Here is a 25,141-nt window from a genome sequence, read left to right on the forward strand (position 1 = left end):
GGCGGCGCGAGACGACGAGACGATGCAGGACTCCTTCGACCTCACGACCATCATTTTCCTGGCCTTGGCGGTCTTCGTGATCTGGCGTCTTCGCTCGGTCCTGGGAACGCGCACCGGCAACGAGCGACCGCCGGTGATGCGCAGGGCGCCTCAGGCGCCGTCGCCCGCCAACGATTCTAACGTCGTTCGCCTGGATCGCGGGCCCGAGGAAGCCGCGGCTCCGCCGATGGGGCAGCACGATCCCGATCGCTGGCAGGGCTACGCGGAGGACGCAACTCCGCTTGCGGCAGGCTTTGACGCCATCGCGGCCGCGGATGGCGGCTTCGACCCCAGGGTGTTCCGGGAGGGCGCCAAGTCGGCCTACGAGATGATCGTGACCGCCTTCGCGAGCGGCGATCGCAAATCGCTGAAGGATCTCCTGTCCAAAGACGTCTACGAGGGCTTCGTCAGCGCGATCACGGAGCGCGAGAAGCGCGGCGAAAAGGTCGAGACCACCTTCGTGTCCATCGACAAGGCCGAGTATGTGGACGCGCAACTGCGCGGCCGGACCGCCCAGGTCACGGTGCGCTTCGTCTCGAAGCTGATCACCGCCACCAAGGACCAGACCGGCGCGGTGATCGACGGCGATTCGACCAAGGTCGTCGACGTTACGGATGTGTGGACCTTCGCCCGCGAGGCAGGCTCCCGCGATCCGAATTGGAAGCTCGTCGCCACCGAAGCCGGGCACTGACGACGTGCCCGGGATGCGGCTGCGCGCGCTCGCCCGCGCGGCGACCCTGGTGCTCGCGCTGCTGCCGTCCACGGCTCGCCCCGAGACCCTCGCGATGTCGACCGTTGATCTGCCGGTTCGGTCCGGCCCTGGCGGCTCCACGCTGAAGCCGCTCGCATTTGCGGCGCTCGCCGGATGGCGGGCGGACGACCACGCAGCCGCGTTCAAGGCTTTCGCAAAAACCTGCAAGCCCGTCGCCAACGCCGGGGCGTCGCTCCGGCCCGGGCTTCCCCCCGACCCCGCGCTGGTCGACATATGCCGGCGCGCGCTCGCGCTTGGCCAGCCGGCCGGCGCCGCCGCCCGGGCGTTCTTCGAGCGCGAGTTCCAGCCTCACGAGATTACCCCTGCGGAAGGGCAGGGCTTCCTCACGGGCTATTACGAGCCCGAGATGGAGGGCTCGCTGACCCGCACCGAGCGGTTCCCTGTTCCAGTTCTGGCCCGGCCCGACGATCTCGCTTCCTATCCGGGCGGCGTTCCGGGACTTGCCGGAGGCCTCACGGCGGCGCGGAAGACGGCCGCCGGGCTCGAGCCCTATCCGGATAGGGCCGAGATCTGGGGCGGCGCCCTGAACGGCCGCAAGCTCGAACTCCTTTATGTCCGAGACGAGGTCGGGCTCTTCCTCGCGCAGGTGCAGGGCTCCGCGCGGGTCCGGCTTCCGGACGGCAAGCTGCGCCGCCTGGTCTATGCCGGGCGCAACGGTCATCCATACACCTCCATCGGCAAGGTGATCGTGACAGAGGGGCACATGACCCTCGAGGAGATGACGCTCGAAAAGCTGAAAGCCTGGCTTCGCGACCACCCGGACGACGGCCGTAGGATCATGCGGCTGAACCGCTCCTACATCTTCTTCGCGCTTGGCAAGGGCATGCGCCCCGACCAGGGCCCGACCGGCGCCGCCTCGGTCGAGCTCACGCCCGGGCGCTCCATTGCGGTCGACCGTTCGCTCTGGCCTTACGGCCTGCCGTTCTGGATCGACGCGGACCTGTCGTCCGCGACGGGCTCGCCCTTCACGCGCCTCATGACCGCGCAGGATACGGGCTCGGCCATTCTGGGCGCCGCGCGAGCGGACATTTTCCTGGGCTCCGGGGCCGAAGCCGGCCGGCAGGCCGGTCTCGTGCGCCACAGGGGCCGCTTCGTCGTCCTGCTCCCGAAAGCCCGGCCGTGACCCACCGGCGGCGACGATCCCTCACCAGCGATGAAGTCGCCCTCTGGGCGCAGGTCACGCGGCACGTGAACCCCATGCCCGGCCAAGCGCCGGTGGTCGCTCCGCCTCTCCCGGAGCCGGCTACGCCACCGCCGCCGCCGAGCGAGGCCACGAAAGCGTCCGGCGCACTCGTCAAGCCGAAGCCCACGCCTCCGCCCATTGCGCCGCTGGCGCCCCTTGAACGCCGCCTCCGGCAAAGGCTGTCGCGCGGCTCGCATGCGATCGAGGCCGTGATCGACCTGCACGGCATGCGCCAGGCCGAGGCTCACGACGCGCTGCGTGGCTTTCTCCACCGCGCCCAGGCGCAGGGCCACCTCGTGGTTCTTGTCGTCACCGGCAAGGGCGGAAGCCCCTCCGAACGGGGTGGGCTGTTCGAAGAACGCGGCGTGCTGAGGCGGACGGTCCCGCACTGGCTGCGGCTGCCGGATCTGCGCCCCCTCGTGGTTGGTTTCGAGGAGGCGGCCGCCCATCACGGCGGCGCGGGAGCGCTCTATATCCGGATGCGCCGCCAGCGTGGGCCGGGTGCGCCATGACGCCCTTCGGCGCGCGTCTGCGCGAACTCCGCGCCGAGCGCGGCGTCCAGCTGAAGGACATGGCCGAAGCCTTGGGCGTCACCCCGACCTACCTCTCCGCCCTTGAGCACGGTCGCCGGGGTCGGCCGAACTGGGGATTCGTGCAGCGGGTGATCCATTATTTCAACATCATCTGGGACGACGCCGAGGAGCTCCTACGCCTGGCCGACGTCTCCCATCCGCGTGTCACGGTAGACACTGCCGGACTCTCGCCGGACGCGACACGCCTCGCCAACCGCTTCGCCCGCATGGTCGCGCGTCTCGACGCCGACGACATCGCCGGCATCGAGGCCATCCTCGCGGCCGTTCAGGCCCGCGCCAAACCTTGACCCCGCCCGCGCCTTGCCCCACACGGGCGCACCGCCATTCAGGAACGCCGCCTCATGACCGCACCGCTCTATGACGTCCTCGGCCTCGGCAACGCCATCGTGGACGTGCTGGCCCGCACCGACGAGGCGTTCCTTCTTGCGAACCAGCTGCACAAGGGTTCGATGAGACTCATCGAAGAGCCGGAGGCCGAGCGGTTGTTTTCCGCCATGGGCCCCGCAACCGTGATTTCAGGCGGCTCGGTCGCCAACTCGATCGTCGGGGTTGCGTCGTTTGGCGGGCGTGGCGCCTATATCGGCAAGGTCAAGAACGACGAAGTCGGCGGCCTTTTCACCCACGACATCCGCTCGATTGGCGTCCACTTTCCGACCGCGCCGTCCACCGACGGCCCGGCCACGGCCCGCAGCTTCATCCTGGTGACGCCTGACGGTGAGCGCACCATGAACACCTATCTGGGCGCCTGCCAGAACCTCGGCCCCGAGGACGTGGACCCGGACGTCGTGGCTGCGTCGAGCATCGTCTATCTGGAAGGCTACCTTTGGGATCGCGACCAGGCCAAGCAGGCGTTCCGGCGCGCAGCCCAGCTGGCGCATGCGGCAGGCCGCCAGGTTGCGCTGACGCTGTCGGACAGCTTCTGCGTCGACCGCTTCCGCGACGAGTTCCTCGATTTAATGCGCACGGGCGCGCTCGACATCGTGTTCGCGAACGAGAGCGAGCTGAAGAGCCTTTACCAGACGGCTGACTTCGCCACCGCGGTCTCGGCGTTCCGTGACGAGAACCTTCTGGGCGTCGTCACCCGGTCGGAGGAAGGGTGCCTTATCGTCACCCGCGAGCAAACGCAGGCGGTCGACGCATTCCCGATCGATAACCTGGTGGACACCACCGGGGCGGGCGACCTCTTCGCGGCGGGCTTCCTGTTTGGGCTCGCGCGCGACCTGGAAGCGACCACCTGCGCCCGCATGGGCGCGCTCGCGGCCGCCGAAGTGATCCAGCATGTCGGCGCCCGTCCGGAGGTGAGCCTGCTGGACCTCGCGCGCGACAACGGCGTGCTCTGAGCGCTTTCGGATTCACGTGAAACAAACGGGGTGGGCCGCGCCGCATCTCCGGATTCACGTGAAACAATCACAGCTTCAGAGCTTTCGCAGCGCGACCTGCTCGATGCGATGGCTCGCCCCCTTGGTCAGCACCAGGCTGGCGCGCGGCCGGGTTGGCAGGACGTTGTCGCGCAGGTTCGGCAGATTGGTCCGATGCCAGATCGCCTTGGCGGTGGCCTCGGCTTCCTCGTCCGTGAACTCGGAATATTTCTTGAAGAACGATCGCGGGTCCCGGAACGCCGTTTGGCGCAGCGTCATGAAGCGGGACACGTACCATTTCTCGAGAAGGTCTTCCTCGGCGTCGAGATAAACCGAGAAATCGAAATAATCGGAGACGAATGGCACCGTCTTGCCTTCGCGCGACAGCCGGCTCGGCTGCAGGACATTGAGGCCCTCGACGATCAGGATGTCCGGCCGGTCGACGGTCACGAACTCGTCCGGCATCACGTCGTAGGTCAGGTGCGAATAAACGGGCGCCTTCACCTTCCGCTCGCCGGCCTTCACCTGCGACAGAAAACGCGTCAGCGCCAGCCCGTCATAGCTTTCCGGAAAACCCTTCTTTTCCATCAGGCCTTCACGCTGCAGCACGGCGTTGGGCAGCAGGAAGCCGTCGGTGGTCACGAGATCGACCTTGGGGGTGTTCGGCCACCGAGACAGCAGCGCCCGCAAAACGCGCGCGGTGGTGGACTTGCCGGCCGACACGGAGCCCGCGATGCCGATCACGTATGGCATCTTGCCGTCCTCCGCGAGGAGGAAGCGCTGCGTGGCCTTGAACAGCCCCTGGGTGGCCGCGACGTACAACGACAGCAGCCGCGAAAGCGGCAGGTAGATCGCCACGACCTCCTCGAGCGAGATGGGGTCGTGCAGCGATTGCAGCTTGATCAGGTCCTCGACGCCCAGCGTCAGAGGCGTATCGGCGCGCAGGGCCGCCCACTCGTCCCGCGAGAAGACGCGGTAGGGCGAGAGCTCGTCCGGCGCTGGCGTGACGCGCTCGTTCATGCGCGCTCCTTTGCGGGGCTTGGTGGGTCGTCAGCCTTGGGGGCGTGACGCCTTTTCCTGGAGCCCGGTTTGCGCGGTCCGGCGGGCGAGCTCGTCGAGGACATCCTGCAACGACAAGCCTCTCGCGCGAAGCACGACTAAGAGATGATACAAAACGTCGGCGCTTTCCATCTTCAACGCATGAACGTCGCCCTCAACGGCTGCGATCACGGCTTCGACGGCTTCTTCGCCCAACTTTTTGGCGGCGTGGGACGGCCCTTTGGCGAGCAGCTTGGCGGTGTAGGATTCCTCCGGCGACGCTTTCGCGCGCTCGGCCAGATAGCTGTCCAGGTCGTTCAGCGTAAACGCCATCAATCCATCCTCACCGGCAGCCCGGCGGCCGCGAGCCGTTCCTTGGCCTGCCGCACCGTGTATTCGCCGAAGTGGAAGATCGAGGCGGCGAGCACCGCGCTCGCATGCCCCTCGCGCACGCCCTCGACGAGGTGGTCGAGATTGCCGACCCCGCCCGACGCGATCACGGGGACCGGCACGGCGTCCGCCACCGCGCGCGTGAGCGCCACGTCGTAGCCGGTCTTCACGCCGTCGCGGTCCATGCTGGTCAGCAGGATTTCGCCCGCGCCCAGCTCGCAGACCTCCTCCGCGAACGCGATTGCGTCGATGCCGGTCGCCGTCCGGCCCCCATGCGTGAAGATGTCCCAGCGCGGATCTTCGTCCGGACCCGAGACTCGCTTGGCGTCGATCGCCACCACGATGCATTGCACGCCGAATTTCTCGGCCGCCCGACGGACGAAATTCCGGTCCGTGACGGCTGCGGTGTTGATCGAGACCTTGTCGGCCCCGGCGAGCAGAAGGGCACGAATGTCCTCGACCGTCCGCACGCCGCCGCCGACCGTCAACGGCACGAAGCAGGCCTCCGCCGTGCGGGTGACCACGTCGATCAGCGTGCCGCGCCGCTCGTGGCTGGCCGTGATATCGAGAAAGCAAAGCTCGTCCGCCCCGGCCGCGTCATACGCGATGGCGCTCTCCACCGGGTCGCCGGCGTCGCGCAGCCCGACGAAGTTCACGCCCTTGACCACGCGCCCGTCCTTGACGTCCAGGCAGGGGATGACGCGGACCTTAAGCATTGGGGGTTCTCCCCCGTGCGGCGAGGATCAGCTTGAGCGCCTCCGCGGCGTCCAGCCGCCCGTCATAGAGCGCGCGGCCCGAGATCGCCCCCTCCAGCACGGCGCAATCGGGCTCCAGCATGCGGCGCACATCGTCGATGGACGCCAGCCCGCCCGACGCGATCACCGGAATGCTCACCGCCTTGGCGAGCGCGAGCGTCGCCTCGATGTTGAGGCCGGTCAAAATGCCGTCGCGCGCGATGTCGGTGTAGACAAGGGCCGCAACGCCGACGTCCTCGAACTTGCGGCCGAGGTCCTCGGCGGACATCTCGGACAGGCGAGCCCAACCCTCCACGGCCACGCGACCGTCCCGGGCGTCGATGCCGACCGCGATCTGGCCCGGAAAGCGACGCGCCGCCTCCCGCACGAAGTCCGGATCGCGGACCGCAGCCGTGCCGATGATGACGCGCCGGATGCCGCTCGCGAGCCAGCCCTCGACGGTTCGCATGTCGCGAATGCCGCCCCCGAGCTGCACCGGAAGGCTCACGCGGCCGAGAATGGCCTCCACCGCCTGGGCGTTCACCGGCCGGCCCGCGAAGGCGCCGTCCAGATCCACGAGGTGCAGCCATTCGAAGCCCTGCGCTTCGAAATCCGCAGCCTGGGCGGCCGGGTCGTCGTTGAACACGGTCGCGAGCGCCATGTCGCCCTGCACGAGCCGCACGCAGCGGCCCTCCTTCAGGTCGATTGCGGGAAACAGGATCACGGACGCCACCTCAGGAAATTCGCGATGAGCGCCAGTCCGAGCTTCTGGCTCTTCTCGGGATGGAACTGCGCCCCCGCCATGTTGTCGCGCGCCACCATGGCGGTGACCCAACCGCCATACTCGGTTTCGGCGACCACCAGCGAAGGGTCGGCCGCCGCGAGATGGTATGAATGCACGAAATAGGCGTGCCATCCCTCCGGCCCGGTCGGGATCCCGGCCAGCAGGGCGTGCTCACGCCGGACATCGAGGGTATTCCAGCCCATATGCGGGATCTTCAGCGTCGGATCGCTGGGCTGCAGAAGCGTGACGTCGCCCGGAATCCAGCCGAGGCCAGCCGTGGTGACGTATTCGAGCCCTCGGCTCGCCATCAGCTGCATGCCCACGCAGATGCCCAGAAAGGGTCTGCCCCGACGGCGCACGGCCTCTTCAAGGGCGTCCACCATGCCCGGAACGGCGTCGAGGCCAGCCCGGCAATCCGCAAAGGCTCCCACGCCCGGCAGCACGATCCGCTCGGCGTGAAGCACGGCCTCCGGATCGGAGGTCAGGAGCACGGGCGTGTCGAGGCCTGCTTCGCGCGCCGATCGCTCGAACGCCTTCTGGGCCGAGTGCAGGTTGCCTGACCCGTAGTCGATGATCGCGATGCTCATCGCACCGCCCCGGAATCGGGAAACAACCCGAGAACCTGCGGCTGGGGCCGTGACGCATAACCCTGCGCGGGCGCTTGGCCGGCTGGGCGGGCGCTGCTGGCCGCCGGCGTGGCGCGCGACAGCCACCGGTCAAAGAACCGGCGCTCCGCGTCGTCGGCCGAAGAGCCTGTCACCACGTCCGCGATCGCGTATCCGCGCCGCGCGAGGCCCCAGGCCTTCAGGTCAGGCGCCGAGATCGCGACGAAAAGGCCGATCAGGATGTCGAGCGTCGCAATCGCGGTCTCGCTCAGGCCGGCCGCGCGCCCCAGGAACACCACCGCCATCGTGATGACGACGAACGCCAGAAACGCCCACCAGAGCCGGTTGAACAGCAGCCACAGCAGCGGAAACACCAGCGCGGTCCAATGAAAGCCGTCCTTCACCAGGATCGCGCGATCGAGGCCTTCCGGGGAGCCCGGAGCCGCCTCGGCCGGAAGGTGCACAGAATAGGTCGTCATAAGGCGCCATTTCCCAATTGCATGCGCGCGCGCAGGATCAACTGCGCTCAGAGCGCGCCCTTGGTGGAGGGCACGCGCTCGCCTTCGCGGGGATCCACCGCACATGCCTCACGCAAGGCGCGCGCCAGACCCTTGAACAGGCTCTCGGCGATATGGTGGTTGTTGTCGCCGTACAGGGTCTCGGCATGCAGGGTTATCCCGGCGTTGGTCGCGAAAGCCTGGAACCACTCGCGAACGAGTTCCGTGTCGAACTCGCCGATCTTGTCGCGTGTGAATTCGGCGCGAAACACCAGGAACGGTCGGCCCGAGATGTCGATCGAAACGCGGCTGAGCGTCTCGTCCATCGGCAGGTGAGCGGCGGCGTAGCGCCGGATGCCGCGCTTCTCGCCCAAGGCCTTCGCGAAAGCCTGGCCCAGCGCAATGCCGACATCCTCGACGGTGTGGTGCTGGTCGACATGCAGGTCGCCCTTGGCCGAGACCGTGACGTCGAACAGGGCGTGGCGCGTGAAGAGCTCGAGCATATGGTCAAAGAAGCCCACGCCGGTCGCGATCCGGGCTTCGCCGGTTCCATCGATGCTCAGGCTAACCGAGATGTCCGTCTCGGCCGTCTTGCGCGACACGCTCGCCGAACGCATGGCGTGAACTCCCGCGGGCTCTGGAGGGAAGAAAGGGTCGCCCACCGGGCCGCTTCTAGCAACTCGCGTGCCTGAACGCCACTCTGCTGCATGTTTCGTGAGCACGCGCTCACGCAGCATGGTTGCCGGCGGGCGCCCATTGGACCGGCCGTCCGCAACCCTTATGTGTGGTGGGGCGAAACTCCGGAAGATCCCATGGCTGAACACGATGACGGGCGCTGGCGCGCCACGACGATCCTGATGGTGCGCAAGGGCGGCAAGGTCGTGATCGGCGGCGACGGCCAGGTGAGCCTCGGCCAGACCGTGATGAAGTCGAACGCCCGCAAGGTGCGGCGGCTCGGCAAGGGCGACGTGATCGTCGGCTTCGCGGGCGCCACCGCTGACGCGTTCGCGCTGTTCGAGCGGCTCGAGGCCAAGATCGAGCAGTACCCCGGTCAGCTCATGCGCGCCTGCGTGGAGCTCACCAAGGATTGGCGCACGGATCGCATCCTGCGACGGCTCGAGGCCATGATGTTGGTCGCCGACAAGCAGGTCGGCCTGGTGCTGTCCGGCGCGGGAGACGTGCTGGAGCCGCAGGACGGCGTGATGGCGATCGGCTCGGGCGGCAACTACGCGCTGTCGGCCGCCCGCGCGCTGCTGGAGAACACCGATCTCGACGCCGACGCGATCGTCCGCAAGAGCCTCGGCATCGCGTCCGACATCTGCGTCTACACGAACGGCAACCTCACCATCGAGAGCCTGGACGCGGTCTGAGCCGGTCCAGCCTGCTTCCCCCACAGGGCAGAACGAAACATGAGCACTTTTTCGCCACGCGAGACGGTTTCCGAACTCGATCGCTTCATCGTCGGCCAGCGCGACGCCAAGCGCGCCGTCGCGATCGCGCTGCGAAACCGGTGGCGCCGCCAGCAGCTGGAAGGCCCGATGCGCGAGGAGGTCCTGCCCAAGAACATCCTGATGATCGGCCCCACCGGCTGCGGCAAGACCGAGATCGCCCGCCGCCTCGCCAAGCTCGCCAATGCGCCTTTCCTGAAGGTGGAGGCCACCAAGTTCACCGAGGTCGGCTATGTCGGCCGCGACGTCGAGCAGATCGTCCGTGACCTGGTGGAGATCGGCATCGGGCTCGTGCGCGAGACCCGCCGCAAGGATGTGCGCGCCCGCGCCCACAAGGCCGCCGAGGACCGCGTGCTGGACGCGCTGGTCGGGCCGGGATCGAGCCCCAACACCCGCGAGAGCTTCCGCCGCAAGCTGCGCGACGGCGAGATGGACGACAAGGAAATCGAGATCGAGCTCGCCCAGGGCCAGTCCGGCATGCCGATGTTCGAGCTGCCCAACATGCCGGGCGCGTCCGTGGGGGCGATCTCGCTGGGCGACATCTTCGGCAAGATGGGCGGCCGCACCAAGACGCGCCGCACCACCGTGAAGGAGGCCTACGAGCCGCTTGTCGCCGAGGAAAGCGACAAGCTGCTCGACCAGGACCAGATCGTCTCGGAGGCGATTCGGAACGTCGAGGAGAACGGCATCGTGTTCCTGGACGAGATCGACAAGATCTGCGGACGCGAGAACCGCGGCGGCGCCGACGTGTCTCGCGAAGGCGTCCAGCGCGACCTGCTGCCCCTGATCGAGGGCACCACCGTGAACACCAAGCACGGCCCGGTGAAGACCGATCACGTGCTGTTCGTGGCGTCCGGCGCCTTCCACGTCTCCAAGCCGTCCGACCTCCTGCCCGAGTTGCAGGGCCGCCTGCCTATCCGCGTGGAGCTCAGCTCGCTGAACGAGGACGACTTCCGCCGCATCCTGACCGACACGGAGGCGAGCCTCGTGAAGCAGTACGTGGCCTTGATGGCCACCGAGGGCGTGACGCTCGACTTCGCCGACACGGCCATCTCGGCCATCGCGCGCGTCGCCGTGGAGGTGAATGGCTCCGTGGAGAACATCGGCGCCCGCCGCCTGCAGACCGTGATGGAGCGCATCCTGGACGACATCTCGTTCACCGCGCCCGACCGCTCCGGCGAAACCATCGTGATCGACGGCGCCTATGTGGAAAATGCCGTGGGCGACCTCGCCCGCAACGCCGACCTGAGCCGCTTCATCCTCTAGGCGCCGCTCCGCCTTGCATGGCGGGAGCGAACCTGTTTCGGTCCCGCCATGACGACCACCGCCGCCGAACGCCCGCCTGCCGCCACAATCGCGCGCGATTCCGCCGTAGTGGGCGCAGGCGCGGGAGCATCCCGCATCCTCGGTTTCGTCCGGGATGTTTTGATCGCCGCCCTTTTGGGGGCAGGTCCGGCCGCGGATGCGCTTCTGGTGGCGCTGCGGGTCCCCAACCTGCTGCGTCGCGTTGTCGGCGAAGGGGCCGTCAACGGCGCGTTCACGCCCGTCTACGCACGGGTCGCCGCCGAGACCGGGCATGAAAGCGCTCGTCGGTTCGCCGGCGAATCGATCGTTGCGCTTTCGCTGGCCGTGGCGGTCGCGTTCGCGTTTGCTGAGCTTCTGGCGCCCTGGATCGTTCTCGCGCTCGCAGGTGGTTTCGGGAATGATCCTGAGCGGCTGAACCTTTCCGTGCACCTGTTGCGGTGGACACTCGCGCTCGTCCCCGCCACGGTGCTCTCGGCGTTGTTGGCCGCGCTCCTCGCCGCCGAAGGTCGCCTGAGGTGGGCCGCGCTGGCGCCGGCCGCCATCAACGGCATCCTGGTGGTTACGTTGTTCGGCTTGGCGCAGAGCCCTGTTTCGGGCGCGCAGGCCACCTTCGCGGTTGCTGCCGCTGTCTCACTAGCGGGCGCGGTTCAACTCGCCTTTGTGTCGATCCCCCTGCTTCGCGGCTCCGCTCGCCCGATCCTTTCGTGGCCGACTCGATCGCCGGCCTTGCGCCAAGCCATCGCTCTTGCGGTTCCGGGGCTCGCAACCGCAGCCTCCGCGCAGTTTTCCATCCTTGCGGCGATGTACCTGGCGTCCGACCAGCCCGCCGCCCTGGCGCATCTGCATTATGCCGATCGTCTTTTTCAACTGCCGCTCGGGTTCGTGGCCGCCGGCGCAGGCGTCGTTCTCCTGAACGAGGTGGTCAGGCTGGGTCGGGCCGGCCATACCGACGCGGTAGGGCCTTTGATGGACCAAGCCATACTGCTGGCCCTCCTTCTGGCCCTACCGGCCGCCGCGGGCCTTGCGGTGCTGAGCCTGCCGATCAGCAGCGTCCTGTTTGAGCGAGGGGCTTTCAGCGGCGCCGACGCGGCCGCGGTCGCGGCCGCGATCGCGGGCTTGAGCCTCGGTCTGCCCGCCGCCGCGATCGCACGCGTGCTCGCCCAGCCTTTTTTGGCGGTGGAGCGTAGTCGCCCGCCGCTGCTGGGCGCGCTGGCCGCGCTTGCGGCGACCATCCTGGTTGGGCTCGCGCTGCGCGCGCCCTACGGCGTCGCCGGCCTCGGGGCGGCGGTGTCGGTCGGGGCCTGGGTGGATGCTCTCGTGCTCGCATGGGCGTTGCGCACAGCCGACTGGTGGCGCCCCGGCGCAAGGTTCGCCCGGCATTGCACGGCGGTGGCTTTCGCCGCCGGCGCCATGGCGGCGGTTGTCGTCCTCGCCCGGGCCGCCGCCGGGCCGTGGCTCGACATCGCGGCGCCCATCTGGACCCGGGGTGTCGCGCTTGCGGCCATGTGCGGCGGCGGAGCGCTCGTTTACGCGGCCATCCTGCTGGCCTGCGGGGCCAGGAACTGGCGCAAGCCGCAGGCCTGAGCGGGGCTCCGCATGCTTTTCCTTGCGCGCGCTGGGGGAAGCCGCCATAAGCGCGCCGACTTGGGAGATAAAAGACGATGGCGGGCTTCAAACCCCTCGTGTTTTCCGGCGTCCAGCCGACCGGAAACCTGCATCTTGGCAATTATCTTGGAGCGATCACGAAATTCGTGGCGCTGCAGCAGAGCCATGACTGCATCTATTGCGTCGTCGACATGCACGCCATCACGGTCTGGCAGGACCCGGTGGCCCTGACCGCGCAGATTCGTGAAGTCACGGCCGCCTTTCTGGCGGCCGGCGTCGATCCCAAGCGTCACATCGTGTTCAACCAGAGCCAGGTGCACGAGCACGCCGAGCTCGCCTGGGTGTTCAACTGCGTGGCCCGCATCGGTTGGCTGAACCGCATGACGCAGTTCAAGGAGAAGGCCGGCAAGGACCGTGAGAACGCCTCGCTGGGCCTCTACGCCTATCCGAGCCTCATGGCGGCCGACATCCTGGTCTACCGGGCCACGCACGTTCCGGTCGGCGAGGACCAGAAGCAGCATCTTGAGCTCGCCCGCGACATCGCTCAGAAGTTCAACAATGACTACGCCGCCTCGATCGCGGCCGCCGGCCACGGCGAAGGCTTCTTCCCCTTGCCCGAGCCCCTCATCCAGGGTCCGGCGACGCGGGTAATGAGCCTGCGCGACGGCTCCAAGAAGATGTCGAAATCCGACCCGTCGGACTATTCGCGCATCAACCTGTCGGATGACGCGGACGCGGTCGCCCAGAAGGTCCGTAAGGCGAAGACCGACCCGGAGCCGCTGCCGTCCGAGGAAACCGGGCTTGAAAAGCGTCCGGAGGCGCAGAACCTTGTCGGCATCTTCGCCGCCCTGGCGGAGCGCAGCCGCGCTGACGTGCTGGCCGAATTCGGCGGCGCGCAGTTCTCGTCCTTCAAGGCCTCGCTGGTGGACCTCGCGGTCGCCAAGCTCGGGCCCATCGGGGCAGAGATGAAGCGGCTCACCGCGGACCCAGCCTATATCGATTCGGTGCTGGCCGACGGCGCCGAGCGCGCCAGCGCAATCGCGCGTCCCAACATGGACGCCGTGAAGGACATCGTGGGCTTTATTCGCCGCCGCTGAGCCGGCGGCGGAGCCCTTGCGGGCCGGCGCGCAGCCTGCAAGCATAGGCGAACCGGCCCTGATGGAAACCAGCCGCATGGCGCTGAAGCCCCGACGGTCCTACGAGGCCGGACACCGGCCCAAGTTTCTTGTCGTGATCGACGACACGGACGAATGTGGGCGGGCGCTTTATTTCGCGGCGCGCCGCGCCGGGCGCGTCGGAGCCGATCTTCTTCTGCTCGCGGTGATCAGTCCGGCCGACTTCCAGCACTGGCTCGGCGTTGGCTCGCTCATGGAGGCCGAGGCCGCCGAGGAGGCTGGCCGGATGCTCGAGGATGCAGCGGCCCGCGCCCGCGCGATTGCGGGCATCGATCCGCAAAAGGCCGTCCGGACGGGAGTCAAGGCGGACGAGATCCTGACCTTGATCGAGGAAGACGAGGACATCTCGCTGCTGGTTCTGGCCGCCGGCGCCGGATCGGACGGCCCCGGGCCGCTGGTCACCAATCTGGCGGGCGCCGCCGCGTCCTTTCCGATCCCGATCGCGATCGTGCCCGGCGCGCTTGCGGACGCCGATATCGATGCGCTTGCGTAAGCCTCCGGATTGATTCCGGGCCTGCGGCGAACCACATATCGTGCTAGGTATTCGTGTGTCGCCGGGCGTTCCGGCGGGTTGCGCCGCGGGCCTTGAACCCGTGAGTGCGAGGAGATCCCGATGTTCATCCAGACCGAAGCCACGCCAAATCCCGCCACGCTGAAATTCTTGCCCGGCCGTAGCGTCATGCCGGAAGGCACGCTCGACATCCGCGACACGCGCGCCGCCGAGCGCTCGCCGCTCGCTCGCCGCCTGTTCGCGGTTCCGGGCGTGACTGGCGTGTTCTATGGCTCGGATTTCGTCACCGTGACGAAAGGCGAGGGCGACTGGGCGCACCTGAAGCCCGCGATCCTCGGCGCCATCATGGAACACTTCATGTCCGGTGAGGCGCTGTTCGAGGGCCAGGCCGAGCCGGCCGCGGACGGCTCCGACAACGAGTTCTTTGACGAGGCGGACGCCGCCACGGTGGAGACCATCAAGGAACTGCTCGAAACGCGCGTTCGCCCGGCCGTTGCAGGCGATGGCGGCGACATCACCTTCAAGGGTTTCCGCGAGGGTGTGGTCTATCTCACCATGAAGGGCTCATGCTCGGGCTGCCCGTCATCCACCGCGACCCTGAAGCATGGCATCCAGAACCTGCTGCGCCACTTCCTCCCGGACGTGCGCGAGGTTCAGGCCGTGTGAGCCGTATTGCATCCGCACAAACAGGTGTTTGCACACGAACGGGCTGCTCCCTCGGGAGCGGCCCTTATCTTGTCCGGGATGCTGAAGTCAGCCGTGGGCTGACCCGCAAGGATCCCCGACCATGCTCGACACCCTGAAGGCGCCGCTCACCGACGCCGCCCTGCGCCAGCTGTTTCTCGACGCGCGTACGTTCAACGCCTTCCTGGACAAGCCCGTTTCGGACGACCTGCTGCGCCAGGTCGCGGATCTCATGAAAATGGGCCCGACCGCCGCGAACTCCGGGCCAGCCCGCATCGTGTTCGTGAAGTCGGCCGCCGCCAAGCAGAAGCTGGCCCCGGCCCTGTCCGAGGGCAACCGTGACAAGACCCTCGCCGCGCCCGTGACGGCGATCGTCGCCTATGATCTCGAATTCTACGTCCACATGTCCAAGCTGTTTCCGCACAACCCGACCGCCCGCAGCTGGTTCGAGGGCAAGCCCGCCGCCATCGAGGCGACCGGCTTCCGCAACTCCTCCCTCCAGGGCGCCTACCTGATGCTGGCCGCCCGTGCGCTCGGGCTCGATTGTGGCCCGATGTCGGGGTTCGACAACGCCGCGTTGGACGCCGCTTTTTTCCCGGACGGCAAGGTGAAGTCGAACTTCATCTGCAATCTCGGTTACGGCGATCCCGCCAGTCTCTTCCCGCGCAGCCCCCGCCTCGACTTCGAGGAGTTCTGCACGATCGCCTGAGCGCGCGGGCTTCACCTCGCGGGCATTTTCTGCGAACACACGACAGGGCGCGGTTCGAAGCGCCCCGTCGTGGAGCACAAGGTGCGCATTCTCGCCATCGATACCGCGCTGGAGGCCTGCTCGGTCTGCGTGATGGAGTCCGGGGTCGAGAACCCGGTCGCCATGGAATCCGAGCCAATGGCGCGCGGCCATGCCGAAGCGCTGATGCCCATGCTCGAACGGGTCATGAAAACCGTGGACGGCGGCTTCGGATCCCTTGATCGCGTCGCCGTGACGATCGGACCCGGCAGCTTCACGGGCCTGCGGGTCGGCATTTCGGCCGCCCGCGCCATCGCGCTCGGCGCAGGTGTCCCGGCCGTGGGCGTCACGACATTGTCAGCCTATGCGGCTCCGCTCATCGCCTCCGGCGTCCGCGCCCTGGTGGCGGTCGCAATCGACGCCCGGCATGGGCACGTCTACGCGCAGGTCGTCGGGCAGGGGGGACGCGCGGTGATGTCCCCGCGTGTGATCCTGCTGCGCGACGTGGTTCGGCAGATCGGCTCCGGGCCCGTGCTGGTCGTAGGCTCCGGCGCTGAAGCGCTATGCGCCGAAGCGAGGTTTGCGGGGCTGGACGCCGCCGTGGTGGACGCTGGCCCCGCTCCCGACATCGGCTGGGTGGCGAAGCTCGGCATGGCGGCGCGCCCCGAAATGGCGCTGCCAAAGCCCTTCTACCTTCGCTCGCCGGACGCCAAGCCGCAGGATCATCACCGCATTCCGCGTCGGTGAAGCGGTGCGCATCCCGTTTTTGAGCTCCGCCCCGTCCTCCGTCCGCTCGCTCCGCATGGAGGACGCGGCCGCGGTCGCGGCGCTGCACGCCGAGGGCTTTCACGCGGGTTGGTCAGCCTCCGAGTGCGAGGCGATGCTGCTCGACCGCGCCGTGGTGGGCCAGGGCATCGGCCCCGGGCAGGCGCTGGATGGATTCGTGCTGTCGCGCGTCGCCCTCGACGAGGCCGAAATCCTCACCATCGCGGTGGCGCGCCGCCGCCAAGGGGGCGGCCTCGGCAGGCGCTTGCTGCAGGCGCATTTCGGCGCGCTCGTGAACCGGGGCGTACGCACGCTGTTCCTGGAAGTGGACGAGGGAAACGCGCCCGCGCGGGCGCTTTACGCGCGTGCGGGGTTCGAGCAGGTCGGCCGCCGCGCCGGCTACTACCGCAAGCCGGACGGCTCCGCCGCGGCCGCCCTGGTGCTTCGGCGGACACTGGCTTAGCCTCTCGGGCGGTGGACGACCGGACGGGCTTTTCCTATAAGGGCGACCCAGTTGCAATTCGGCGGTCGCTCGTGAGTCCCAGTCGCCAGCCACGGAACAACCCCATCGAGCAGCGCTGCGTCGCCGCCGGGCTGCGGATGACGGGCCAGCGCCGCACCATCGCGCGCGTCCTCGCCGAGGCCGAGGACCATCCGGACGTCGAGGAACTGCACCGTCGCGCCCACGACATCGACCGGGGCATCTCGATTTCGACCGTGTACCGCACCGTCAAGCTGCTCGAGGATTCAGGCATCATCGCCCGCCTCGACCTCAAGGACGGCCGCGCACGCTACGAGCGCACGCCCGAAGAGCATCACGATCACCTCGTGAACCTCCGAACCGGCCAGGTCATCGAATTCCGCTCGGAGGAGATCGAGCGGCTTCAGGCCGAGATCGCGCGACGCCTTGGCTACCGGCTCGTGGACCACCGCCTGGAACTCTACGCTGTGCCGCTCGACGACGACCGCAAGAGCTAGCCGCGATGCGCCGCCTCCGCCTGGCCGCGGTGCTGGCGGTTCTCGTTCCGGTAACCCTCGTCCTTATGGCGGTTCAATGGACCGCCCTTAGAGCCGGCTGGCGCGTCGCCCACACGCTGCCGCGGCGCTTTCATCGCTTTGTCTGCGCGTTGTTCCGCATCCGAATCGAGGTGCGCGGCGCGCCCGCATCGATGCGGCCCGTGCTGGTGGTCGCCAACCACACGAGCTGGCTCGATATCGTGGTGATCTCGACGCTGGCCCCGATGAGCTTCATCGCCAAGCAGGAAGTCGCCAGCTGGCCCGTGTTCGGCGCCTTCGCGCGGCTGCAGCGGTCGATCTTCATTGACCGCCAGCGCCGCAAGGGCGCGGCCGAAGCCAACAGGGAGATCGCCGAGCGTCTCGCCGGCGGCGACGCCATCGTGCTCTTCGCCGAAGGCACCACCAGCGACGGCTGCCGCGTCCTCCCCTTCAAGTCCGCCGTGATCGGCGCCGCCCGCGACGCCATCGCGGAAGCGGGTCATACCGGCAGCGTCACCGTTCAGCCGCTCACAGTTGCTTATCCGCGGCGCGCTGGCCTGCCGGTAGGGCGACAGGACCGCGCCGCGTTGGCCTGGTATGGCGACATGGATCTCCTGCCCCATCTGGGGCCGATCATCGCCGGAGCCCCAATCGACGCCGTGGTGGAATGGGGCGAGCCCATCCCGTTCGGTGTCGACTCGAACCGCAAGGCCGTGACCCGCATCTGCGAGACCACGATCCGGGCCGCTTATGCGCGCCTGATCACAGGACGCGGGCCGACTGAGGGCTGACCCCTCACGACTTCGGCGGGATCATCCCGCCGGCGTACTCCCGCGCGCAGAACGGACCGCCTTGGAAATACAGGTCCGCCGGCTCGTGCTGCTGGCCTACCTCGCCCGCCATCGCGGCGTCCGTGTGGTCCTCGGCGCGGTCCTGAGGCTTGTACCCAAGCCGGTAGGCGGCCGAGTTGTCGTACCAGCAAGCCGCGTTGTTCGAGACCCCGAACACCACGTTGCAGTGGATGTCGGGATGCTCCAGCCCGATGGCGCAGATCTGCGCGAGGTCGCGTCCGCTCACCCAGATCGCCAGCGCGCGCTCGCTGCCGGGCAGGTCGGCGGCGTTGCCGATCCGCAGGATCAGGCTTTTCACCCCATACTTGTCGGCGTAAAGCGCGGCCGTCGCTTCGCCCCAGCACTTGCTCAGGCCATAGCGGCTGTCGGGCCGCACCGGCGCGAGCTCGTCGATACGCTGTGTCCGTGGGTAGAAGCCGACCGCGTGGTTGCTGGATCCGAAGATTACCCGCTTCACGCCGCAGCGCCGCGCCGCCTCGTAGACGTTCCACGTCCCGATGACGTTGGCGGGCAGGATCGTCTCGATCGGGGCCTCGTTGGGCTCGGCCGCCATGTGAATCACGGCGTCTATCCCCTGCATGGCGCTCTCCACCGCCGCCATGTCGGCGATGTCCCCGACTACGCTTTCCTCGTTAGGCCCGATCGGCTCCGCCGGCGCCATGTCGAAAGTGCGGATCAGGGCGAAACGCCCGGCGAATTCGCGCCTGAGCTTGCGGCCCACATGTCCGGCGCCGCCGGTGATCAGGATCTTCATCGCGTGTCCTCGTTCTTCGCCCTTGGCTGACGCCTCGAGCTGAAATATCAGATCGAAGCCACCGGGCAAGCCGTCGCATTCCGCGTCCCGCGCCCGGGCAGCCCTGCGCGATGGAGGGCGCCACGCCGAGACCGGGCGTGGTACGGCCGGCAAACCTCGACCCAACAGGACCCGATGATCAGGAACGCCAGCGGCTGGGCCGCACTTCGGTCGCGCGACTTCCGCCTGTTCATCTCGGCGCGGTTCCTGTCCGGTCTTGCGATGCAGATCCAGAATGTCGGGCTCGGATGGCTGGTCTATGACCGCACCGGCAGCGCGTTGGCGCTCGGGCTCGTCGGCCTGGCGGCCTTCTTGCCAGCGCTCGCGCTGGCGCTCGTCACCGGCCACGTGGCGGACCGCTTCGACCGGCGGCGGATCATGAGCCTTTGCTGGAGCGTGGTCGCGCTCGCGTCGCTCGGGTTGCTGCTCGTTGCCCTGAACCCCAAAGCCCCAGTCTGGCCCATCTATGCGCTGGCCGTGGTGGTGGGCTCGGCCCGGGCCTTCGCCAACCCGGCCAGCCAGGCTCTTCTGCCCAATCTGGTCGGCCGCGATGGGTTTGCGAGCGCGGTGGCGCTCAACGCCTCCGCCTGGCAGACCTCGTCCATTGCAGGCCCGGCGGTCGGTGGCATCCTCTACGCGTTCGGCCCGCCCGTGGTGTTCGCGGCCGCGCTGGCCTCCTTCGCCACTTCGGCGCTCCTGATCGCGTTCATCCGCAGCGGAGAACGGGCCCCGGTTCGGGAAAAGACCACGCTCGCCACGCTGCTGGCCGGCATCGTGTTCATTCGCGAGCGGCCCGTGATCCTGGGCGCGATCTCGCTGGATCTCTTCGCAGTGCTGCTGGGCGGCGCGACCGCGCTGCTGCCCATCTACGCGCGCGACGTGTTGTTCGTCGGCCCGGTCGGTCTCGGCATGCTGCGAAGCGCGCCCGCGATCGGGGCCGTCGCGATGTCCATCACGCTGGCGTCCAGGCCGCTGCAGCACCGGGCGGGGCGGACCATGTTCTTCGCCGTGGGCCTGTTTGGGGTGGCGACCATCATCTTCGGCCTGTCCACGAATCTCATCCTGTCGCTCGCCTGTCTGGTGGCGTTGGGTGCGGCCGACATGGTCAGCGTCTATGTACGTCAGACGCTCGTGCAATCGGAGACGCCGGACGCCATGCGGGGCCGCGTCGCGGCCGTGAACAGCGTCTTCATCGGCGCGTCCAACGAACTCGGCGAGTTCGAGTCGGGCGTGGTGGCGGCCGCCATCGGGGCCGTTCCGGCCGTCGTGGTCGGCGGTGTCGGCACCGTCGTGGTGGCGGTCCTGTGGGCCCGCTTGTTTCCGGGGCTCTGGAAGCGCGACCGTCTCGTCGCGGAGCCACGCTGAAAACAAACAAAAACCCCCGCCGGTCGCCCGGCGAGGGTTTTGCAGTCAGACAGGTCGCCGTCGCTCAGGCGGCCTGGGCCGGCAGGGCGGACTTGGCCTTCTCGACCAGGGCCTTGAAGGCCTCCGGCTCGCGGATGGCGATGTCGGACAGAACCTTGCGGTCCACCTCGACGCCAGCCTTGTTCAGGCCGTCGATGAAGCGCGAATAGGTGAGGCCGAACTCACGCACGGCTGCGTTGACGCGCTGGATCCAGAGCGCCCGGAAAGTGCGCTTCTTCGCCTTGCGGTCGCGGGTGGCGTACTGCATAGCGCGATCCACGGCCGCCTTGGCGGTGCGGATGGTATTCTTGCGGCGACCATAAAAGCCCTTGGCGGCCTTCAGGGTCTTCTTGTGCTTGGCGTGCGAAGTGACGCCGCGCTTGACGCGGGACATGGCTGATCTCCTGGATCTTGAAAAAAGTGAGCCGGGGCGATCAGCCGTTCGGCAGGAAGTACTTCTTCACGTTGGCCGCGTCGCCCTCGAAGAGGACGGCCGTGCCGCGGTTGTTGCGGAGCTGCTTGTTGGTCCGCTTGATCATCCCGTGCCGCTTGCCGGCGTGGGCATAGAGAACCTTGCCGGTCCCCGTGATCTTGAAGCGCTTCTTGGCGCTCGACTTGGTCTTCATCTTGGGCATTTTGCTCTCCTTGGACGGCACGCCGTCCCCGGTTTTCTTGGTCGGTTCGTGAGAACCGTTCGTCTCATCATGAGCGCGAAAAAGAACCGCCACGGCAGCCCTAACGGCCGGGCGGTTCGAAGGCGCGGTCTATAGCAGAACCGCAGGGGGAATCAAGGCAGGCGCGCGCGCCCGCCCGCTTCATTCCGCCGCTTGCCGGGCGTCCAGCACGCCCCAGCCGGACAGCACGCCGCGCAGCGTCTCGCGATCGGCCCCGTCCAGCGCCGGCAGGCCGGGCAGCCGCACCGGCCCGACCCGGAAGCCGATCATCTCCATGGCCTCCTTCACGACCGTCACATTGGCGCCGTTGCCGAACTTCGTCCGCATGGTCTCGAAGGTCGCGATGGTGTTCACGAGGTCGCGCACAGCCGCGAAGTCGCCGCTCTCCAGCGCCGCGTGGATCCGCAGCGACCGCGCCGGATCGACGTTCACGAGCCCGGACGTGAAGCCGCGCGCGCCGGCCGCGTAGAACGGCGCCGCCCAGCCTTCCGCCAGACCGCACACCCAGATGGCCGTCTCGGGCCCGCTGGCGCGCACGCAGTCGGCGAGCAGCATCAGGTTGGGGGTGGCGAACTTCACCGCCGCCACATTCGGGTGGTTGGCGATGCCCATGAGCTCGTTCGCCTTCATGGCGTCCGACCGCACATAAGCGACGAGAGGGAGATCGACCCCGTCCGCGATGGCCATGAAATAGGCGGCCTGGGATTGGGGAGCCGCGAACGGGTCCATCGGCTGGTGCGCCATGATGGCGTCCGCCCCGCCGGCCTTGGCGCGGCGACCGAGCTCGATCGCTTCCTTCAGCGACCGACCGACCGCGGCTGTCAACAGCGACCGGCCGGCGTTCGCCCGGGTGGCGCCGTCGTGCACGGACCGCACTTCGTCCGGGGTCAGCGCGTAGTACTCGCCGGTGTTGCCGGCCGACACGATGTTGTGGATGCCGCCGGCCGCGATACGGTCGATCACCCGGGCCAACTGCGCCTGATCGACGGCGCCGTCGGCGTCATACGGCGTGACATGGACGCCCGAAATGCCGCGCAACGCGGTTTGAAGGCGGGGGCTGGTCATGGGGTCTGCTCCTTGGCGGATTCCGAAATGGGGGCTTGGCGGCCGTCGGGATCCGCCGGCGGGCGGCCCTCGAACGCCGTCTTCACATGGTGGCGGACGGACCGCAGCACGTGGTCGCGCATGCAGCGCTCGGCGTTCTCGGGGTCGCGGCGCGCCAGCGCTTCGAATATGGCGGTATGCTCGCCGAGAGCCCGGATCCGCTCCTCGGCGTCGCCCAGGATCACGGCCCGGGCCGTGTGGACATAGATGCGCTGGCCCACCATCAGGCGGTGCAGGTATCGACACCCCGAGATGTCGTGGATTGCGTCGTGGAATTCCTCGTTCAGGTCAATCGTGGCCGCGACGTCGCCGGCCTGCGTGGCCTTTGTCATGCGGCCGACCACCTCGCGCAGGCGCTCCACGCCGGCGGGGTCGATCCGGTCAGCCGCCATGCGGGCGATCATGCCTTCCAGCGCCGCCCGGGCGAGGCCCATCTCCTCCGCCTGGCCGGCGTCGAACGTCACCCGGACTCCGCGGCGCGGCTCGGTGGCGACGAGGCCCTCGGATTCGAGGCGTCGCAGCGCCTCCTTGAGAGGCGTGGTGCTAACCCCGAGTTGCTCCGCCATGGCGCGCTCGTTGAGCCATGAGCCGGCCGGAAGCTCGCCCGCGATAATGGCGCGCCGAAGGTGCTCGTGCACATGATCCCGCAAGCCTTTCAGAAGCGCGGGATCCACGGGGCCAAGTTTTACCGACACTCGGAAACGTCCACCAAGGGCGCGGCCGGAATGAGCGCGCTGTTGCGATCTGATATATCAAAGCGAGCCGGCAGCCAAGCCGGTTGGGACGAGCTATGCGTTGTGCAAGGCAAGACCTCACGAGAGTTGCGTCGCGAAACGGCCCGAAGGAACAGCCATGCGAGTTGAAACGCCCCGCTTCGAACACCTGATCGACATCCCGCTCGGCACCGGCGAGAGTCCCGTCTGGGCGCCCGACCAGAACGCGCTCTATTTCGTCGACATCGCCGCGCCGGCGCTGTTTCGGATCGACGCCGAGACGCGCGATATGAAGCGCTGGACGATGCCGTCCGCGATTGGCAGCTTCGGTCTGTGCCCCGACGGTCGCGCCGTCGTAGCCCTGAAAACGGGCGTCTACCTGTTCGATTTCGGGTCCGAATCGCTTGATCTGCTGGTTGCGCCTGAGCCCGACATCCCGGGCAACCGGCTTAACGACGGCAAGGTCGGGCCGGATGGCTGCTTTTGGGTCGGCAGCATGGACGATCGTCCGCCCGAGCAGAAGCAGCCGATCGCGGCGCTGTATCGAGTCACCCCGGACGGAGCCTGCCAGCGTATGACGGATGGGCTGATGACCTCGAACGGCCTCGCCTGGAGCCCGGACGGCCGGCGGCTGTTCCACTCCGATAGTCGCCTGCGCTTCATCCAGACCTTCGACTGCGATCCGCGCACCGGCGCCTTGTCCAACCAGCGGCGCATCCGCGTCATGGAGGAAGAGGAAGGCCGCCCCGATGGCGCGGCGTGTGACGCCGAGGGGTACTACTGGTCGGCGGGGGTCTCGGCCGGCTGCCTGAACCGCATCGCGCCCGACGGGACCATCGACCGCAAGCTCATGCTTCCGGTGGCTTCGCCGACCATGCCGTGCTTCGGCGGTCCGGACCTGAAGACCCTGTACGTCACCTCGCTGGCGACCGACCGCACCGGCGTCTACCAGGCCGGAACCTTGATCCGGTTCGAGGTGGATGTTCCCGGCGCCAAGGTGGCGCGCTTCGGCGAACCGCTCTGAGGCCGCCCGGGCGATGGTCGGGCCGAGCCCGGCCATACCAGGATCGAGGCCCTACTCCGCTGCGACCTGCGCCATCGGGTTGTTGGGGTGCGTGGTCCAATTACTGTAGCCCGGCTGCACCACCCGGCCGGTGCGCGGATCCACCGAGCCCGCCGCCATGGGCTGCATCGTGATGCAGTTCTGCACGGGGCAAACCTCGACGCACAGGTTGCAGCCGACGCATTCCTCGTCCTTGACGACAAACATGCGCCGGCCGTCCACCATGTTGGCGATCGCCTGGTGGGAGGTGTCCTCGCACGCAATGTGGCAGCGCCCGCACTTGATGCAGAGATCCTGGTCGATCACCGCCTTGGTGACGTAGTTCAGGTTCAGGTACTGCCAGTCGGTGACGTTGGGCGTCGCCAAGCCGCGGAAGTCGTCCAGGGTCGCGTAGCCTTTCTCGTCCATCCAGTTGGACAGGCCCGCCGTCATTTCGTCGATGATCTTGAAGCCATACGTCATCGCGGCCGTGCAGACCTGCACGGTGCCGCAGCCCAGCGCGATGAACTCGGCGGCATCCCGCCACGTCGTGACGCCGCCGATCCCCGAGATCGGCATGCCGTGCGTTTCGGGGTCGCGGGCGATCTCGGCCGTCATGTTGAGCGCGATCGGCTTCACGGCCGGGCCGCAATAGCCGCCATGCGAGCCCTTGCCGTCGATCGTGGGCGTCGGAGCCATGCGGTCGAGATCCACGGACACGATCGACGAGATCGTGTTGATCAGCGACACCGCGTCTGCGCCGCCGCGTTTCGCGGCCCGCGCCGGGTGGCGAATGTCCGTGATGTTGGGCGTCAGCTTCACGATCACGGGCATGCGCGTGTGCTGTTTGCACCACCGCGCCACCATCTCGATGTATTCGGGCACCTGCCCGACTGCCGATCCCATGCCGCGCTCCGACATGCCGTGCGGGCAGCCGAAATTCAGCTCCACGCCGTCGCACTCGGTTTCCTCCACGGCGGCCAGGATCGCCTTCCAGCTCTCCTCGTCACAGGGCACCATCAAGGACACCACCATGGCGCGGTCGGGGAAGGCCTTCTTGACGGCCTTGATCTCCTGCAGGTTCACCTGCAGCGGCCGGTCGGTAATCAGCTCGATGTTGTTGAAGCCCAGCAGGCGCCGGTCGGCCCCATGGATCGCGCCGTAGCGCGGGCCGTTCACGTTGACGACCGGCGGGCCCTCCGAGCCCAGTGTCTTCCACACCACGCCGCCCCAGCCGGCTTTGAACGCGCGCGTGACGTTGACCTCGCGATCGGTGGGCGGCGCGGAGGCCAGCCAGAACGGGTTGGGAGACCGGATGCCGAGGAAATTCGTGCGCAGATCCGCCATGACG

At 68.0% G+C, this 25,141-nt stretch carries 31 protein-coding genes; 18 read left to right on the forward strand and 13 right to left on the reverse strand.

Annotation, left to right across the window (positions count from 1 at the left end):
- The first annotated feature begins 22 nt into the window (after positions 1 to 22).
- The 5 genes from IEV99_RS23095 to IEV99_RS23115 all read left to right on the forward strand — a co-directional run bounded on the left by IEV99_RS23095 (position 23) and on the right by IEV99_RS23115 (position 3,927).
- A complete protein-coding gene (locus tag IEV99_RS23095; protein WP_188520187.1) occupies positions 23 to 730 on the forward strand; it encodes a Tim44/TimA family putative adaptor protein in 708 nt (235 codons plus the stop codon).
- A gap of 13 nt (positions 731 to 743) precedes the next feature.
- Complete coding sequence (mltA, locus tag IEV99_RS23100; protein WP_188520188.1) at positions 744 to 1,934, forward strand: murein transglycosylase A; 1,191 nt, start codon at positions 744 to 746, stop codon at positions 1,932 to 1,934.
- A gap of 74 nt (positions 1,935 to 2,008) precedes the next feature.
- Positions 2,009 to 2,506: a Smr/MutS family protein gene (locus IEV99_RS23105; RefSeq protein WP_371875823.1), complete on the forward strand. Its 498-nt coding sequence runs from the start codon at positions 2,009 to 2,011 to the stop codon at positions 2,504 to 2,506.
- A complete protein-coding gene (locus IEV99_RS23110; RefSeq protein ID WP_188520190.1) occupies positions 2,503 to 2,874 on the forward strand; it encodes a helix-turn-helix domain-containing protein in 372 nt (123 codons plus the stop codon). The genes IEV99_RS23105 and IEV99_RS23110 overlap by 4 nt, the downstream gene beginning before the upstream one ends.
- Positions 2,875 to 2,928: 54 nt before the next feature.
- Positions 2,929 to 3,927, forward strand: coding sequence for an adenosine kinase (locus IEV99_RS23115; protein WP_188520191.1), 999 nt, complete (start codon positions 2,929 to 2,931; stop codon positions 3,925 to 3,927).
- A gap of 75 nt (positions 3,928 to 4,002) precedes the next feature.
- Here the strand turns inward: IEV99_RS23115 and coaA are convergent, their stop codons facing one another.
- The 7 genes from coaA to hisB are packed head-to-tail and all read right to left on the reverse strand — an operon-like array spanning position 4,003 to position 8,610.
- A complete protein-coding gene (gene coaA / locus IEV99_RS23120; protein ID WP_188520192.1) occupies positions 4,003 to 4,965 on the reverse strand; it encodes a type I pantothenate kinase in 963 nt (320 codons plus the stop codon).
- Between the two features lie 30 nt (positions 4,966 to 4,995).
- Complete coding sequence (locus IEV99_RS23125) at positions 4,996 to 5,319, reverse strand: phosphoribosyl-ATP diphosphatase (RefSeq protein WP_188520193.1); 324 nt, start codon at positions 5,317 to 5,319, stop codon at positions 4,996 to 4,998.
- Positions 5,316 to 6,089 (reverse strand): imidazole glycerol phosphate synthase subunit HisF, encoded by a 774-nt coding sequence (hisF, locus tag IEV99_RS23130; RefSeq protein WP_188520194.1) that lies wholly within the window; start codon positions 6,087 to 6,089, stop codon positions 5,316 to 5,318. The genes IEV99_RS23125 and hisF overlap by 4 nt, the downstream gene beginning before the upstream one ends.
- On the reverse strand, positions 6,082 to 6,840 hold the full coding sequence (gene hisA, locus IEV99_RS23135) for a 1-(5-phosphoribosyl)-5-[(5-phosphoribosylamino)methylideneamino]imidazole-4-carboxamide isomerase (RefSeq protein WP_188520195.1): 759 nt from the start codon (positions 6,838 to 6,840) through the stop codon (positions 6,082 to 6,084). The genes hisF and hisA overlap by 8 nt, the downstream gene beginning before the upstream one ends.
- Positions 6,828 to 7,478 carry an imidazole glycerol phosphate synthase subunit HisH gene (gene hisH, locus IEV99_RS23140; RefSeq protein ID WP_188520196.1) on the reverse strand — a complete coding sequence of 217 codons (651 nt, stop codon included), beginning with the start codon at positions 7,476 to 7,478 and terminating at the stop codon, positions 6,828 to 6,830. Before hisH ends, hisA begins: the two co-directional genes overlap by 13 nt.
- On the reverse strand, positions 7,475 to 7,975 hold the full coding sequence (locus IEV99_RS23145; RefSeq protein WP_188520197.1) for a DUF2628 domain-containing protein: 501 nt from the start codon (positions 7,973 to 7,975) through the stop codon (positions 7,475 to 7,477). Before IEV99_RS23145 ends, hisH begins: the two co-directional genes overlap by 4 nt.
- A 47-nt stretch (positions 7,976 to 8,022) precedes the next feature.
- Complete coding sequence (gene hisB, locus IEV99_RS23150) at positions 8,023 to 8,610, reverse strand: imidazoleglycerol-phosphate dehydratase HisB (RefSeq protein ID WP_188520198.1); 588 nt, start codon at positions 8,608 to 8,610, stop codon at positions 8,023 to 8,025.
- 195 nt (positions 8,611 to 8,805) lie between these two features.
- On the opposite strand from hisB, the gene hslV reads away from it, so the two are divergent.
- The 11 genes from hslV (at position 8,806) to olsA (ending at position 18,000) form a co-directional block, all read left to right on the forward strand.
- Positions 8,806 to 9,363, forward strand: coding sequence for an ATP-dependent protease subunit HslV (gene hslV / locus IEV99_RS23155; RefSeq protein ID WP_188520199.1), 558 nt, complete (start codon positions 8,806 to 8,808; stop codon positions 9,361 to 9,363).
- Between the two features lie 39 nt (positions 9,364 to 9,402).
- Entirely contained in the window at positions 9,403 to 10,707 is a 1,305-nt protein-coding gene (hslU, locus tag IEV99_RS23160) for an ATP-dependent protease ATPase subunit HslU (protein ID WP_188520200.1), read from the forward strand.
- Positions 10,708 to 10,755: 48 nt separating this feature from the next.
- Entirely contained in the window at positions 10,756 to 12,330 is a 1,575-nt protein-coding gene (gene murJ, locus IEV99_RS23165; RefSeq protein WP_188520201.1) for a murein biosynthesis integral membrane protein MurJ, read from the forward strand.
- A gap of 77 nt (positions 12,331 to 12,407) precedes the next feature.
- Complete coding sequence (gene trpS, locus IEV99_RS23170; protein ID WP_188520202.1) at positions 12,408 to 13,448, forward strand: tryptophan--tRNA ligase; 1,041 nt, start codon at positions 12,408 to 12,410, stop codon at positions 13,446 to 13,448.
- A gap of 61 nt (positions 13,449 to 13,509) precedes the next feature.
- Entirely contained in the window at positions 13,510 to 14,019 is a 510-nt protein-coding gene (locus tag IEV99_RS23175) for a universal stress protein (protein ID WP_244644029.1), read from the forward strand.
- A 120-nt stretch (positions 14,020 to 14,139) separates the two neighbouring features.
- Positions 14,140 to 14,703 (forward strand): NifU family protein, encoded by a 564-nt coding sequence (locus tag IEV99_RS23180; protein ID WP_188520203.1) that lies wholly within the window; start codon positions 14,140 to 14,142, stop codon positions 14,701 to 14,703.
- A gap of 121 nt (positions 14,704 to 14,824) precedes the next feature.
- Positions 14,825 to 15,430: a malonic semialdehyde reductase gene (locus IEV99_RS23185; protein ID WP_188520204.1), complete on the forward strand. Its 606-nt coding sequence runs from the start codon at positions 14,825 to 14,827 to the stop codon at positions 15,428 to 15,430.
- Positions 15,431 to 15,511: 81 nt separating this feature from the next.
- Positions 15,512 to 16,195: a tRNA (adenosine(37)-N6)-threonylcarbamoyltransferase complex dimerization subunit type 1 TsaB gene (tsaB, locus tag IEV99_RS23190; protein ID WP_188520205.1), complete on the forward strand. Its 684-nt coding sequence runs from the start codon at positions 15,512 to 15,514 to the stop codon at positions 16,193 to 16,195.
- 55 nt (positions 16,196 to 16,250) lie between these two features.
- Entirely contained in the window at positions 16,251 to 16,676 is a 426-nt protein-coding gene (locus IEV99_RS23195; protein ID WP_188520206.1) for a GNAT family N-acetyltransferase, read from the forward strand.
- Between the two features lie 137 nt (positions 16,677 to 16,813).
- Positions 16,814 to 17,191 (forward strand): Fur family transcriptional regulator, encoded by a 378-nt coding sequence (locus IEV99_RS23200; protein ID WP_188520317.1) that lies wholly within the window; start codon positions 16,814 to 16,816, stop codon positions 17,189 to 17,191.
- A gap of 5 nt (positions 17,192 to 17,196) precedes the next feature.
- Entirely contained in the window at positions 17,197 to 18,000 is an 804-nt protein-coding gene (gene olsA / locus IEV99_RS23205; protein WP_188520207.1) for a lyso-ornithine lipid O-acyltransferase, read from the forward strand.
- A gap of 4 nt (positions 18,001 to 18,004) precedes the next feature.
- Here the strand turns inward: olsA and IEV99_RS23210 are convergent, their stop codons facing one another.
- On the reverse strand, positions 18,005 to 18,814 hold the full coding sequence (locus IEV99_RS23210; protein WP_188520208.1) for an NAD-dependent epimerase/dehydratase family protein: 810 nt from the start codon (positions 18,812 to 18,814) through the stop codon (positions 18,005 to 18,007).
- A 174-nt stretch (positions 18,815 to 18,988) separates the two neighbouring features.
- On the opposite strand from IEV99_RS23210, the gene IEV99_RS23215 reads away from it, so the two are divergent.
- Entirely contained in the window at positions 18,989 to 20,218 is a 1,230-nt protein-coding gene (locus tag IEV99_RS23215) for an MFS transporter (protein ID WP_188520209.1), read from the forward strand.
- 64 nt (positions 20,219 to 20,282) lie between these two features.
- On the opposite strand, the gene rplT is transcribed toward IEV99_RS23215, so the two are convergent.
- The 4 genes from rplT to IEV99_RS23235 all read right to left on the reverse strand — a co-directional run bounded on the left by rplT (position 20,283) and on the right by IEV99_RS23235 (position 22,730).
- Positions 20,283 to 20,651: a 50S ribosomal protein L20 gene (rplT, locus tag IEV99_RS23220; RefSeq protein ID WP_188520210.1), complete on the reverse strand. Its 369-nt coding sequence runs from the start codon at positions 20,649 to 20,651 to the stop codon at positions 20,283 to 20,285.
- A 40-nt stretch (positions 20,652 to 20,691) separates the two neighbouring features.
- On the reverse strand, positions 20,692 to 20,892 hold the full coding sequence (gene rpmI, locus IEV99_RS23225) for a 50S ribosomal protein L35 (RefSeq protein WP_188520211.1): 201 nt from the start codon (positions 20,890 to 20,892) through the stop codon (positions 20,692 to 20,694).
- A gap of 180 nt (positions 20,893 to 21,072) precedes the next feature.
- A complete protein-coding gene (locus tag IEV99_RS23230; protein ID WP_188520212.1) occupies positions 21,073 to 21,996 on the reverse strand; it encodes a dihydrodipicolinate synthase family protein in 924 nt (307 codons plus the stop codon).
- A complete protein-coding gene (locus IEV99_RS23235; protein ID WP_308469389.1) occupies positions 21,993 to 22,730 on the reverse strand; it encodes a GntR family transcriptional regulator in 738 nt (245 codons plus the stop codon). The genes IEV99_RS23230 and IEV99_RS23235 overlap by 4 nt, the downstream gene beginning before the upstream one ends.
- Before the next feature lie 157 nt (positions 22,731 to 22,887).
- On the opposite strand from IEV99_RS23235, the gene IEV99_RS23240 reads away from it, so the two are divergent.
- Positions 22,888 to 23,772, forward strand: coding sequence for an SMP-30/gluconolactonase/LRE family protein (locus tag IEV99_RS23240; RefSeq protein ID WP_188520213.1), 885 nt, complete (start codon positions 22,888 to 22,890; stop codon positions 23,770 to 23,772).
- A 51-nt stretch (positions 23,773 to 23,823) separates the two neighbouring features.
- Here the strand turns inward: IEV99_RS23240 and preA are convergent, their stop codons facing one another.
- Positions 23,824 to 25,137 carry an NAD-dependent dihydropyrimidine dehydrogenase subunit PreA gene (gene preA, locus IEV99_RS23245; RefSeq protein ID WP_188520214.1) on the reverse strand — a complete coding sequence of 438 codons (1,314 nt, stop codon included), beginning with the start codon at positions 25,135 to 25,137 and terminating at the stop codon, positions 23,824 to 23,826.
- Positions 25,138 to 25,141: the final 4 nt, after the last annotated feature.

The organism is Alsobacter metallidurans, from assembly GCF_014636935.1.
Lineage (GTDB): Bacteria > Pseudomonadota > Alphaproteobacteria > Rhizobiales > Beijerinckiaceae > Alsobacter > Alsobacter metallidurans.